Raw genomic sequence first — 14215 nt, forward strand, 5'->3', positions numbered from 1 at the left:
GGCTAGATCAACTGATGCAGCATCCCGTAAAGGATTCCCGCCAGGCTGAAGGTGTCCAGCGGGCTGGATACCAGACAGATTCCCTCGCTGGCGGCTTTTTCCACCACCATCTCGTCCGGGGTGTTGCCTTTGGCGAAAACTATCGCCGGAATTCCGGTGAGCGAAGCCACGGCCACGGTGTTCAGGTGCTTCATGATGGTTATCCAGGCCTGGCCTTCCCGGGCGGAGCCCATAACGTCGCTGAGCATATCGCAAACGTAGCCGCCGCTCAGGGAAACCTGTTCGGGGTCGACTTGGGGGGTGTGGTTGGTGCCTTCGATGGCGGTCATTAAATCTGCCAGTGTTATCGTCATCTCTGTATCCTGTGTCATTCCTGTTCTTCTTCTTTGGAGTGGCGCTTGAGCAGCACCACGCAGTCGTCGATGGTGGCTTTGCCCTGCACGATGTCCTCTGCCAGTGCGTAGCAGGTAGGCGAGCCGCAGGCGCTGCAGTTCAGGCCTGGCAGGGAGGTGAGTATCTCATTTATTCTCTTCATCTTAAAGATGGCTGTCTTGATGTCTTTGTCCAGTTCCATGATGGAGCGCGGGGTCAGGGGCACCACGTCGAATTCCCCGGCGCGGTAAAGGTTGTCCAGCTCGTGCACGTCTGCCTCGCTGTTGGTGCTTTCCTTTATCATCTTTTTGATGCGGCTCATCGCCACGAAGGGGTTTTCCACGTTGAAGGAACCGCCCACACAGCCGTTGGTGCAGCTTCGGAGCACGATGTAGTCGTATTGGTCCAGATAGTGGTCTTCCACGCGGGAAAGGATTTCCATCACGTTGTCCACGCCGTTCACGGAAAGCGCCCTGATGTCCTCGCAGTCAACCAGATCGGCCTGCACGCCGGAAAGCGCCCAGGTGAGGCCTTTGGGAAAAGTTTGTATCCGGGGCGGATGATTTTGCAGTTTTTTGATGTGTTCGTGCACCCTGCCGTAAATCATGCCGATGGAGAAGGCGCCGTCCTGAAGGTGTTTGTAGGCTCCCTCCGGCTGGTGCACGGCGGTCACGTGGGCGGGGCAGGGCACGATGAGGAAAATTCCGATATCCTCTTCTGCCAGGCCGGTTTCCGCCTTGATCCTGTCGCGCAGGTAACTGGTGAGGATGCTCATCGGGGCTTCGAGGTGGAAGAGGTTTGGCAGCAGCGAGGGGTATTTGAGCTGGATTAGCCGCACCACGGTGGGGCAATTGCTGCTCAGGATCGGCCGCGTGTTCCGTTTGTGGCGGATGTAGTCGCGGATCATGCCGATCATGAATTCCGTGACCATAGCCTCTTCCTGCACTTCGTCAAAGCCCAGTTCGTAGATGGCCTGCTTGGCCACTTCATAGGAAACGTCTTCGGTGAACTGCCCGAAATAGGAGGTGGAAACCACCGCCACCTTATACTTGAACCTGTGGATTATGTCCAGGGGGTCGCTGCGGGGGATGATTGCATGGAACTCACATGTTTCCAGGCATCTGCCGCAGTCAACGCAGCGGTTGGCGTCGATTCGCGCCTTGCGGTTGCGCACCCGGATGGCCTCTGTGGGGCAAACCCTCACGCAGGCGGTGCAGCCGGTACAGTTGTCTTCCAGTATCCGGAGCGCGTGGTAGTATTGTGTTTCCTTTTTATCCATCTTGCCTGAAAAAGATCAAAAACTCCAGCGTTGTGGTGTCGCCGGCTGCCGAACTAATATGCAGCGCGTCGGTGTTCTTTTTGATGTTTGGCAGGCCCAGCCCAGCTCCGAATCCCATTTCCCGGACCATGTCGTCCGCGGTTGAATAGCCCGGAACCATCGCCTGTTCGATGTTTCCAATCCCCGGCCCGTTGTCCTGGAAGATCATGTGGATGAGGTCCGGATAGACGTGGCTTAGCATCGCCCCGCCCGATGAGTGTGCCGCAACGTTGATTTCGGCTTCATAGGCCGCAACGGCCACCCGGCGCAGGATTTCCGGGTTCACGCCCAGGCGCTTGAGCAGGTTTTTCACATCTGCCGAACCTTTTCCGGCGCTGTTGAAATCCTTTTCCGGAATCAGCGAATCCAGGGAAACGTCGGCTTCGGGAGGCTCCGCGAAATGTTTTTTCACGGCTTCCTCAAAGCCTTCGTGGATATGCCAGAATTCTGCCATCTCAGATTTTGCAGCTTCGCAGTCCGGCATTGAACAGCAACCCGCTGGAACGGTACATGGTTAGGTTGCTGCAGAATAGAGGCAGGTTGCGTTCCCTGGCCATCTCTATTACTTCGTCCAGGGGGCGTTTGCCGCGCACGAACACGATGCCCACGATGTCGATCATGTCCGAAAGCCTGATGACTTGGTTGTTGGTAAGGCCGGTCAAAAGCAGGGTCGGTTCTTTGGTGCACATAAGTATGTCGCTGATAAGGTCGGACGAGAAGGCGCAGGGCACCTCCACATCCAAATCGGCTTCGGGGGTCAGCACTTCCGCGTCGAGGAGCTGTACGATATCCTTTAATGTCATTCACTGTCACCTGTTCATATTGATGACGCCACTACAATTCAAAGGCCATACAAGTCAAGCAAATAATTGCGCCCCAGATTTGGCGTAGCGGACAATGCTGTCGGTCGCTGAATCGCTTTTCTTCCCCATTTTAACCAAGTGTATGCAGAAAACAGCCCGGAGGGCAGTAGAAACCAATCCCCGCGAAAAAGCGAAGCGACGCCGACTGGCCGTTAAGGCCCTATCATTTGTGCCGGGTGCGCCTCCCGCACGATGCCCGCATTTGATGCGAGTATTTGTCGGGAGGCGTGGGAGTGGGATGGAAGCGAGCGCTAAGGGCGTGACAGACAGGACGGGTCGCGGAAAGTACGCAATGAACGGACACTGAAGCTGACATTGGAAAAGCAAGAAAAAAGGGACGGCCGAAATGGCCGTCCCCGGATATTTGAACCGGGCAAATTCCGGTTGGTTGGATTTATTTCATCAGCATCATTTTGCGGCTTTCGCTATGGCTGCTGGTGGTGAGGCGATAGAAGTAGATGCCGCTGGAGACGCTGTTGCCGCCGTTGTCGGTTCCGTTCCAGACATAGCTGTGGCGGCCGAATTCATGGTTGCCTTCAGCCAGGGTTTTCACCATCTGGCCTCTGACGTTGTAGATCTCAAGGCGGGCGGGCCCGGAAGCCGGCATGTCGAAACTGATGGTGGTTTCAGGGTTGAAGGGGTTGGGATAGTTTTGCAGCAGAAGCCTTGTCACGGAGGGCATGGTAGGATCGTCGGCAGCGGAACCAAGCGGGAAAACGATCTTGAGTTCCATGAACATCACTTCGCCGCCGTCCGGGGTGTTATGGTAGGGGGGAGAATTCACGTTTGAGCCCCAAGTGAAGTCATTGTAGAACATCACGCCGATCTTGCCAACCTTATTCGGGCCTTGCATGCCGGTGTAGATCACTTTGTCCGCGGGATAAACGTACATCGGTTTGATGCCGGCCAGTTGAGGGGTTTCCACATTGTTCAGGATGATGGGTTCGCTCCAGGTGTTGCCATTGTCAGGGGTAACTGAAATGTAGATTTCGGGGGTCTGGGCGAAGTTGATATAATCGGTATCGGAGTAGTAATTGTACATCCGGGCGCGTTGGGAATCCTGCCAGATGCAAACCATCATGCCCTGATCGTTGGGCTCGGAGACTTTCACACCATTGTAGTGGAACATCATCGCGTCGTTGTGGGCAGATGTATCCCAGTGGGGGAAAGGCCAGTCAGAGAACATCATCGGATAGAATCCGCCTGCTCCGTCATCGCCGTATTGGTCAACTTCACCCCAGGGCGCTTCCAAGTCCCAGGGGGTGAAAGTGCCGTTGAAATCATCGTTGGGATCCTGCTGGGGAAAGATGTCGCGGATCATGAATTCGTGCGTGTTGATGTCAAAGACGAATTCTTTTACGAACTGCAGGGCGGGATAGTAGTAACCGCTGTAGGCATGCAGGCCCCAGAGGCTGGGAACGTGCAGCTTGCCATCAGGGCCTATGGTGGCGTTGACATGGCCGGAGTTGTAAATTCCCCAGTACAATTCGCCGTTGTCACCATAGGGGATATCGCCGGCGTCAGGATTGGTGTAATAGCCAGTGGTGTCATTGGGGGCGCCGTTGGGATTGATGGAGGGGATGTTGCCGAATCCGCTGTAGCGGGTCCAGGTGCCCTGGCCGTAATTCGGACAGACAAAGACGTCCATGTCTGCTTCGTCCAGGTGGTTGTCCGCGGCGTCATAGGCGACATGGTGTCCAGCCCAGTAGAGGTTTCCGGCATTGTCCACGGCGAGAGTGCCTGCCGGGCGGCGGAATTCAACCGTGTCGTGGTTCCAAGCATCCTGCTCAGGAATGGAGGTGTGTGTCCAGTTCATTGGGGTGCCCATCTCTATATCGTCACCATTGAAATCGGCATAGGCAATGTACATGTTTTCGCTGGGGTTGCCGTTCATGGCGTGTGAGATCTTGTTGCGCATGCCAACATAAACGCGGCGTTTTCCATCTACTGGCGAGGGACCGATCACTATGCAGGGCCAGATGAATTCGTTGTCGGTGGTGGCTGTTCCATTGGGCGGGGTGATGGTGGTGGGTGCGTCTGCAACGAGGCAGATATCGTTGAAAAGGCCTGAGATGCCTGCGATGAAGGCGTCCGAAGTGAACTCGGTTTCGTTCTCGGCATCAGAGTCGGCATTGGCATGCCAGGCGTAGAGGGGCTTTCCGGAAACCGGATCGACCGCTACACCGGGGAAACCTTCATGGTTTTGCACACTGGTGATTTCGTTGTTGTTGATCACATTGCCGGCAGGGTCCAGGTAGGCATAAAACACGCGGCGGGTGCTGTTGGCCTGGCGGCGTCCATGATAGGTCATGAAATATCCGCCCCCTGCCGCGTCCGGGATCACTAACAGGGGAAGCTCATTGTAGCTGCCGATCATGTAATCATAGTAATTGGTGATGATGGCGGTGGGATTTTTTGTGAAGGTATAGCTTGGCACATCTCGCTGCGCGGGCATCCTAATGCCCTTGGGGCTGGGCAGCGGTTTCAGTTGCGGTCCGGGGACCATGGTCTCAGCCAGCACCAGGGCTGGCAGAAGGGCCAGGACCATCATGAATAAACAAATGCGTTTCATGGTTTTCTCCATATCCTTAGTTGTTTGGTTCAAATTAAACAGCTTTGCCCCGAAGAGGGCGAAACCTTATCAAAAGTGCGAACAACGCTACCGGCCATTGGCCTGTCTGTCAAGAAGAACCATTAACCGATGAAAGTAATGTCTTTTAGGCTGCGAATAATTGTCAAGCAGAAAATCCACGGACAGAAATGATAGGAGAAAAAAACCCGGGTGCGGGCACCCGGGCAATTGAATCAGTGTATCTTGCCAAGTTTTACTTCATCAGCATCATTTTTTTGGTCTCCACGTTGCCGTTGGCGGTGAGGCGGTAGAAATAGATGCCGCTGGAGACGTTGCGACCGTCGTTGTCGGTGCCGTTCCAGACGAAGCTATGCTTGCCGAACTCCAGGTTTCCGTCCGTGATGGTTTTGACCAGCTGGCCCTTAACGTTGTACACGGAAAGGTTGGCATGGCCGGACTTCGGCATGTCGAAACCGATGGTTGTTTCCGGATTGAAGGGGTTGGGGTAGTTCTGATGCAGCATGCGGGTGATGGCAGGGGCGGTGTTTTCGCCATCGGCAGAGCCGATTGGGAAAACGATCTCGAGCTCCATGAACATCACTTCACCGCCGTCCGGGGTGTTATGGTAGGCAGGAGTGATGGCATTGGAGCCCCAAGTGAAGTCATTGTAGAACATAAAGCCAAGTTTTCCAACCTTGTGCTGGTCTTGCATGCGGGTGAAGATCACTTGGTCCGCGGGATAGACCCACATGGGTTTGATCCCGGAGAACTGGGGTGTTTCGACATTGTTGAGAATGATGGGCTCGCTCCAGGTGATGCCGTTGTCCGGAGATACCGCAATGAAGATCTCGGGAGTGTTGGCAAAGGCGGCGTAATCGGTGTCGGAATCAGCGTTAAACCAACGGGCACGTTGGGAATCCTGCCAGACCGCGGCCATCATGCCTTTGTCGTTGGCATTTGTGATCTTGACGTTGTTGTAGTGGAAGAACATGAGTTCGCCGTGGGCGGATTGATCCCAGTGGGGGAAGGGCCATTTGAGGCCGGGATGCCCGCCGCCGGCGGCAGCTACAGTCAGGTAGTAATTGCCGTCATCAGCCTGGAAGTATTCCGGGGTGCCCCAGGGCGCTTCCATATCCCAGGGCACAAAGCACGGGTTGAATGTGTCATCGGGGTGCTTCTGAGGAAACACGTCTTTAACTGTAAATTCCTGGGTTGCGGGGTCGAAAACGAATTCCTTGATGACCTGGAATCTTGGCCAGTATATGCCGTCTTTGGTGGACTGGGTCCAAATGCCCAAAACGTGGATGCGGCCAAGATTGTCCAGACTGGCATTGAGGTGGGAGGAGTTGGCAATGGCCCAGACGAGAACGGAGTCGGGATAGGGGATACTGTCTTCGTTCACGAAAAGACCTTCGTTGCCACCCTGCTGTAAAGGGGGGTTGCAGGAAGGTATCCAACTGTAGTCGCTGATGCGGGTCCATTCACCCTGTCCGTAGTTCGGGCAGATGAAGACATCCAGATCGGGTTCGCGGATGTTGGTCTCGCCATCAGAATCAACGGCGAAGTGGTAACCGGCATAATAGACGTTGCCGGCGTTGTCGGTGGTGAGGCTGTGGAAGGGACGGCGCCACTGGGCGTCCACGTTCCATTGGTTCATTTCGGGGATAGTGACATGGTTCCAGGTAAGGGGCACGTTGGTCTCGATATCGATACCATCGAAATCGGTATAGGCGATCATCAGGTTTTCCGAGGGGCCTTGAGTTCCAGTGACATAGTTCCTGGTTGCCAGGTACACCCTTCTCTTGCCGGCAACCGGCGAGGGTCCGATTTGCGCGGTGGGCCAGATGAACTCGTTGTTTTCGGTGGTGACTCCGCTGGGTGAAGTGATAGTGATGGGGTTGTCGATGGCCACTTGGATATTGAAAAGGCCCGAGATGCCTGCCATGAAAGCGTCGGAAGCTACTTCAACTTCGTTTTCGGCATCAGTGTCCTTGTTGCAGTGCCAGGCGTAGAATGGCTTTCCGGACACGGGATCGACAGCCGTGGTGCAGTAACCTTCGTGATTCTGCACGCTGGTGATTTCGTTGTTGTTAATCACACTCAACACGCCTTGGTCATCGTGGTTGATGTAGGCGTAGAAAACCCGACGGGTACTGTTGGCCTGGCGGCGTCCATGATAACTCATGAAATATCCGCCGCCGGCGGCATCAGGGATGACACGCAGCGGCAGGCCGTTGTAGCTGCCTATCATGTAGTCGTAATAATTGGTGATGATGGCGGTGGGCTCTTTTGTAAAGGTATAGCTTGGCATATCTCGCTGCGCGGGCATCCTCATGCCCTTGGAGCTGGGCAGCGGTTTCAGGTGCGGTCCGGGGACCATGGTCTCAGCCAACGCTAAGGCTGGCAGGAGAACCAGGATCATCATGAACAAACAAATGCGTTTCATGGTTTTCTCCATATCCTTAGTTGTTGGGTTCAAATAGTCGGCTTCGCCTCTGCTGGGACGGAACCTCTTCACACGGTACGAAATACTATCGGCCATTGGCCTGCCTGCCTGCCAAAACGAAACCAAAAACCGACATATATATTATATTCAAGCTGCGCATAATTGTCAAGCAGAAAATCCGCAACAAGAAATAATAGGCACAAAAAAACCCGGGTGCAGGCACCCGGGCTATTGAATCGGTGTATCTGGCGAAGTATTACTTCATCAGCATCATTTTATTGGCCTCGACGCTGCCGTTGGCAGTGAGGCGGTAGAAATAGATGCCGCTGGAGACGTTGCGACCGTCATTGTCGGTGCCGTTCCAGACGAAGCTATGCTTGCCGAAATTCAGGTTTTCGTCCGCGAGGGTCTTGACCAGCTGGCCTTTCACGTTGTACACGGAAAGGTTGGCATGGCCGGACTTCGGCAGGTCGAAACTGATGGTTGTTTCCGGATTGAAGGGGTTGGGGTAGTTCTGATGCAGCATGCGGGTGATGGCAGGGGCGGTGTTTTCTCCATCGGCAGAGCCGACCGGGAAGACAATCTGCAGTTCCATGAACATCACTTCACCGCCGTCCGGGGTGTTATGGTAGGAAGGAGTGATGGCATTGGAGCCCCAAGTGAAGTCATTATAGAACATAAAGCCAAGTTTTCCAACCTTGTGCTCGCCTTGCATGCCGACGAAGAGCACCTTGTCAGCAGGATAAACCCACATGGGCTTGATCCCGGAGAACTGGGGTGTTTCGACATTGTTGAGAATGATAGGCTCGCTCCAGGTGATGCCGTTGTCCGGAGACACCGAAATATAGAGCTCGGGAGTGTTTGCATAGGTGGAGAAATCAGTGGCGGATTCATAGTTAAACCAACGGGCACGCTGGCAATCCTGCCAGACCGCGGCCATCATGCCATTGTCATTGGCATCGGTGATCTTGGTGTTGTTGTAGTGGAAGATCATGGCATCGCCGTGGGCGGTTGTATCCCAGTGGGGGAAGGGCCATTTGAGGCCTGGATGCCCGCCGCCGGCGGCAGCGATGGTCAGATAGTAATTGCCGTCGTCAGCCTGGAAGTATTCCGGGGTACCCCAGGGCGCTTCCATATCCCAAGGCACAAAGCACTGGTTGAATGTGTCTGCGGGGTTCTTCTGCGGATACACATCTTTAACTGAGAATTCCTGGGTGGCAGGGTCGAAAACGAATTCCTTCACGACTTGGAAATCCAGCCAGTATCCACCATCTTTGGTGGACTGGGCCCAAGTGCCCAAAACGTGGATGCGGCCAAGATTGTCCAGGCTGGCATTGAGGTGGGAGGAGTTGGCGATGGCCCAGACGAGAACGGAGTCGGGATAACCGATGCTGTTTTCGTCCACAAAATAACCGTTGTTGCTACCCTGCTGTCCGGGGGGGTTCCAGGAAGGGATCCAGCTGTAGTCGCTGATGCGGGTCCATTCTCCCTGGCCGTAGTTCGGGCAGACGAAGACATCGATATCGGCTTCGCGGATGTTGGTGGAGCCGTCGGATTCAGTGGCGAAATGGTAACCGGCATAATAGACATTGCCGGCGTTGTCGGTGGTGAGGCTGTGGAAGGGACGGCGCCACTGGGCGTCCACGTTCCATTGGTTCATCTCGGGGATGGTGACATGGTTCCAGGTAAGGGGCACGCCGTTCTCAATGTCGTCGCCGTCGAAATCGGCATAGGCGATCATCAGGTTTTCCGAGGGGCCGTAAGTTCCAGTGACGGAGTTCCTGGTAGCCATATACACCCTTCTCTTGCCGGCAACAGGTGAGGGTCCGATCTGCGCGGTGGGCCAGATGAACTCATTGGTGTTGGTGGTAATTCCGCTGGGGGAAGTTATGGTGGTGGGGTTGTCGATGGCGATCTGGGTATCGTTAAAAAGGCCTGAGATGCCTGCGATGAAAGCGTCGGTGGCTACTTCAACTTCGTATTCGGCATCCGCGTCCTTGTCGCAGTGCCAGGCATAGAATGGTTTTCCGGATATGGGATCGACTGCCGTGGTGCAGTAACCTTCGTGATTCTGCACACTGGTGATTTCGTTGTTGTTCACCACATCGCCGTTGGCATCGATATAGGTATAAAAAGAGCGGCGGGTGCTGGTGGGCTGGCGCCGGCCGTGATAGCTCATGAAATATCCGCCGCCGGCGGTATCAGGGATGTTACGCAGCGGCAGGCCGTTGTAACTACCGATCATGTAGTCGTAGTAGTTGGTGATGATCGCGGTGGGCAGCTTGGTGAAGGTGTACTCCGGAGCAGTGCGGGTTTGCACAACGGGATACACGGTACTGGGATCCACAGGGACTTTGTCCTCCATGAGAACCGGCATTTCCTTCAGGTTGGTAGCGGGCTGCATTTCCTTTGCAAAAGCAAAGGAGAGCATGAAGCCAAGCGTTAATATGACCAATAAGGTTTTTTTCATTCTTACCTCCATTATTTATCGAGTCATTTGTTTAGTAGCGGAATTTTATCGACAGTCTGTGAGCGCTTTTGAGGAAGGTTTCAGCCAGTGCGCCCATATCCGTGTAGGCATAGTCGATATTGATGATGGCAAAGCGGGTGGGGATCTGATATCCGACCCCGGCGCTGAAGCCGTTGGCATCGTAGTTGATCTGGTAGCCGCCACGGAGATAGAGATTGCCCATCTTGTATTCCGTGCCGATGTTCCAGGTTTCCATGCGGTCGACGACGTTGTCGAGCTGAGCCGAAACGATCCAGTGGGAAGTTTCGGTTCGCATGATGTCTCCGCAGATTCCCAGAGAGAAGCTCATGGGGATTTTGGAATCGAGTTCCGGTCCGTCTTCGTCAATCAAGCCGTCACCGTCATTATCGAAGAGGTCAAAAGGATCCTCATCGATGGCGCCGTCTTCATCGTCGTCCACCAAATAGCGGATGTCTGGCCCGAAATTTCGGAGGGCCATGCCGATCTTGATGTTTCTGAATCCGGTATTGTAGATGGAGCCGATATCGAAGGCATAGCTGTTCACCGAGAAGGTGTAGAGGTTTTCTCGCAGGTACTTAACACCGATGCCCGCGGAAAACTTGTTGGTGAACTGCTGGGCGTAGTTGAGCCCGAAAGCCAGGCTGCTGTTGGTGAATTGCTCACCGGTGGGGCTAAATGTCTCCTCGTCGGTGATGTCCATCTTGTCCATGTGCAGCACGGAACCGTAGGCAGCGAAGGTGGAGGGGCCGTTGGTATAGGTGCCTGCCACGAAATCATGCATGATGCCGGCAGGCCAGTTCGTATGAGAGGCCAGCACCTGGTTTTCGAAGGCAGGGGCAAGTCCGGCGGGGTTCCAGTAAACAGAGGAAACGTCGTCTGTAACCGCGGTGTAGGCTTCGCCCATGCCGATTGCGCGGGCGTCCACACCCAGTTTGAGGAATTGCAGGGCGGCCGTTCCCACTTTGCCGAAGGGCTTGGCGGAAAGCAGGCCGGGCAACAGCATCAGAGCCAGCACGATGATCAGTAGGGTTTGTTTTTTCACTGTTCCTCCCCTATTTGATGATGACGAACTTGCCGACCTTGATCTTGTTGTCGGCTTTATTTTGTACGGAGTACAGATACACTCCGGGCGCAATGATCTGATTGTGCTTGGTGAGCAGGTTCCAATCGTGCATGCCGCTGGCGGAGATGCCTTTGGTCGCGGCTTTGGAAACCGTGATGATGTCAGCCTGGTATGCGCCGTTGTGATCCAGTTCCTGAACGAGGTCGCCAGCCAGGGTGTAGATGCGGATCTTGCACTCCTGAGGCAAGTTTATGAACCAGAGACGGCGGCTTTTGTCGCCTTTTTCATCATTGTCGCGTCGGCCGTCGAAGGTGCTTCTGCCGATGTAGGGATTTGGCACCACATAGATATTATCCATGGATTCCTGGGCAAGGGTGCCGGGGAAGAAGATCTTCATGTTGGCATCGGCGTCGCGTCCGGTTTCAAGGTAGTTAAGGTCGTTTTCAGGAATGCCGCGGTCGAAGGCTGTTACGGCAATGTAGTATTCAACACCTTTGCGGGGATACATAATGGCGGAGTGGTAATACCTGCGGGCCAGCCGCTGGGTTTTCAATTTTGCCATGCGATCAGTGTATTCCGGATCATCCGGATTATTTACGTTGATATTGACCTGTCCACCATGCCCTGGAAGCGGTATCATCTTGGAGTCGTAGAGTTCGTCAAAGATTTCAGGCCGCATTTCGGGATGTTTGAAAATGCGTGCCTGCATGGCTTTGATCACGAAATCCGGACATCCGTCATATTCCTCCGCGATGGCCTCAGCCTGGGCTTTGGTTTCCACGCTCCACTCCTTGTGGGGATCGTAGATGGGCCAACCCCAGAAGAGATCGTCGGGATTGCTGGTGTATAGGTAGTTTTGATCGAAAGCGGTATAAAGGCTGTAATCTTCGGTCTTAGTCCAGGCGTTCCGGTTGGGAAGGCCTTTGTCTATTCCCAGATAACCACCGTAATTCCAATGCAGTGAATCGGCTGGATGCGAGAAGTTCACTTGGTAATCCAGCAAATCCTGCGGAGTTTCGATCTTATCCCAGCGCTCCATCAAGATCCAGTCTTCCCGTGATCCGCTGCCGCTTCGGCCCCAGGTGGCATATCCCTGGAAATCGTGGCGTAGCCTATGGCCTGTGAACGGATTGACAGTGGCGTTCATGTTGAACGCGAGGGAATCGGATAAAGCCGGGGGCTGGAATTCTTCGGGATAGTCACTCCAGTCAACAGCGTATGGGTCAGAATCCAAGCCGGGGATCAGATTGGGGCTGGTGGGGTTCTGCCAACCGATCTTTCCACTGGAAACGGTCTTGGTGTCATAGGAGAATTCACTGCGGTTGTCCCAGTAGAGGTCTATGCGGTTGCCGTTGTCGGCCATTTCCGCAAAGAGCTTGGGAATCTCCGGGGGTTCGGGAGGATTGTAATGAGGGAACGTGTCTGGCAATACCACGGTGGTGAGGGTTTGCGCTCTGTCGTAAATTTCTTTGGCCCACTGCGCTGAGGCTTTGAGGTCTTCCTGATTTTCACCGGGGAATACAGCGATCACGATCTTCATGGTCTTGCCGGGAGGCAGGTTCCAGGAGCTTTCGGATGGGTCGGTCATGCCTTCCTGGTCACCGTAGAAAGCGAACAGAAACCGGGTGTCATTGGGAGTGGGCTGTTCCCATTCCATCACGTCGATCTGCTCGGGGCGGAGGGCTGTATATTTTGATTCATCGGGATTTCTACCCGTCAGCAGCCAGTATTTTTCATTGGCCGTGCGCCGCGGTGAGAAGTTCCAACTGTAGGGGTTGAAGTCGTCCGGGCCGTCCCCCACTTTCCAGTACCAGCAATGGAATTGAAGCTGTTCGGGGTCCGGGGTGCAAACACGGGCGCCAACGCGACCGGTTGTCAGGCCGCCGTCGCCATCGGCATCATAGGTGTAGGCAAATTCGTAGCCCGTACCTTTCACATATCCGGATTTATCGTCCGCGGCTTTCTCGGGGCCCATGCTCTGGGGACCAACGTCGCAATCCATGTAAATACCCATGGCGCAGTCAAACAGGGTGTCCTGGGTGGCGATATTCATATTGGTAATGTTGAATTCCACATACACCATGTTCTTGATGTAGTCATAACTCCACTGGTAGGACATCTGGCGAACGCGCACGTTCAGCGGATAATGGCGGTTGCGGCTTCTGGACCGACCCAGGTCCCTGTCTCCAACTGTGCCAAGGGGGCAATAATCGTAATAGTAGGAGATGAAGTCCTGCTCGGAAACAGGAGCCCCGTCTTCATCCACCTGGCCGTCTCCGTCGTCGTCATAAGGATTGGAAAAGTCATAGGTGGGATGAGAGGTGTCGGACAACTCCATGAAGCCCAAAGGAAACCAGATTTCGGAATTGGTTCCTTCATTGATGATGTTATAGTTGTTGGTGTCGGCGATGTACTGTCCGCCGAAGGACTGGAACTGGACGGGCAATTCGTGCGCGGCTCTCAACGGGAAAGTGTAGCCAACAAAGTCCTCGTCGATGATGCCGTCTCCATCGTCATCCACACCCCGCTTCTGATAGCGGGTACTGGCGGTCGCGATTCCATCCAGGGCATTGTAGGCGTTGTACATGTCCACGGCATCCGCATTTCCGGCCACCAGAGGATTGTAGGCGGGCAGGAATTCGTAGAGGTCCAAGTCACCGTCAAAGCCAACCGTGACCAGAGTGTCCACCACCGGTTTCATCCAGGGCTGCCAGTCAGGGGTGCCTTCCGCGACTGTGGCGGTGCTGTCGGCGCTGGGATTGAGCGCTTTCCAGTAGAGCTTGCGGCCGGCGTCGTCGCGGCGGTATTTCTTGGCCCCGAACCAGAGCGCGCCCTGGTAGAGGTAATCGATACCGCTGCCACCAGGATACTCCAGCGACGGGTATTGAGGCACCACGTCGTCTCCGGAGCCGAAGAAACCGTAGTTACTCACCCGCAGCCAAATGTTACCCACATTATGGTATAGGGAAAGGTCAAGTTTCTTGGACCCTGATGAAGATTCCGCCATTGCCGCGAAAGCAGTTCCGGAGAACAGCAACGCGAGTATCAAGCAGAACAATAATTTGTTAAACTTCATGCAATACTCCCAAT

9 protein-coding genes are annotated in these 14215 nt (G+C 54.6%); all 9 read right to left on the reverse strand.

The genetic code is table 11. The annotated features are described in order from the left end of the window. Positions 1–2: 2 nt before the first annotated feature. Entirely contained in the window at positions 3–353 is a 351-nt protein-coding gene (locus GX466_06270; GenBank protein ID NLH93807.1) for a hypothetical protein, read from the reverse strand. Positions 354–367: 14 nt separating this feature from the next. Continuing rightward, positions 368–1651 carry a 4Fe-4S dicluster domain-containing protein gene (locus GX466_06275; GenBank protein NLH93808.1) on the reverse strand — a complete coding sequence of 428 codons (1284 nt, stop codon included), beginning with the start codon at positions 1649–1651 and terminating at the stop codon, positions 368–370. Further along, complete coding sequence (locus tag GX466_06280; protein NLH93809.1) at positions 1644–2174, reverse strand: ATP-binding protein; 531 nt, start codon at positions 2172–2174, stop codon at positions 1644–1646. Before GX466_06280 ends, GX466_06275 begins: the two co-directional genes overlap by 8 nt. Beyond that, on the reverse strand, positions 2146–2493 hold the full coding sequence (locus GX466_06285; GenBank protein ID NLH93810.1) for a transcriptional regulator: 348 nt from the start codon (positions 2491–2493) through the stop codon (positions 2146–2148). The genes GX466_06280 and GX466_06285 overlap by 29 nt, the downstream gene beginning before the upstream one ends. Before the next feature lie 454 nt (positions 2494–2947). Then, positions 2948–5125 (reverse strand): T9SS type A sorting domain-containing protein, encoded by a 2178-nt coding sequence (locus GX466_06290; GenBank protein ID NLH93811.1) that lies wholly within the window; start codon positions 5123–5125, stop codon positions 2948–2950. 253 nt (positions 5126–5378) lie between these two features. Further along, positions 5379–7571: a T9SS type A sorting domain-containing protein gene (locus tag GX466_06295; GenBank protein NLH93812.1), complete on the reverse strand. Its 2193-nt coding sequence runs from the start codon at positions 7569–7571 to the stop codon at positions 5379–5381. 256 nt (positions 7572–7827) lie between these two features. After that, a complete protein-coding gene (locus GX466_06300; GenBank protein NLH93813.1) occupies positions 7828–10041 on the reverse strand; it encodes a T9SS type A sorting domain-containing protein in 2214 nt (737 codons plus the stop codon). Between the two features lie 31 nt (positions 10042–10072). Then, positions 10073–11065: a PorV/PorQ family protein gene (locus GX466_06305; GenBank protein ID NLH93814.1), complete on the reverse strand. Its 993-nt coding sequence runs from the start codon at positions 11063–11065 to the stop codon at positions 10073–10075. Between the two features lie 49 nt (positions 11066–11114). Next, on the reverse strand, positions 11115–14201 hold the full coding sequence (locus GX466_06310; GenBank protein ID NLH93815.1) for a hypothetical protein: 3087 nt from the start codon (positions 14199–14201) through the stop codon (positions 11115–11117). Between the last annotated feature and the right edge of the window lie 14 nt (positions 14202–14215).

The organism is Candidatus Cloacimonadota bacterium (assembly GCA_012516855.1).
Lineage (GTDB): Bacteria > Cloacimonadota > Cloacimonadia > Cloacimonadales > Cloacimonadaceae > Syntrophosphaera.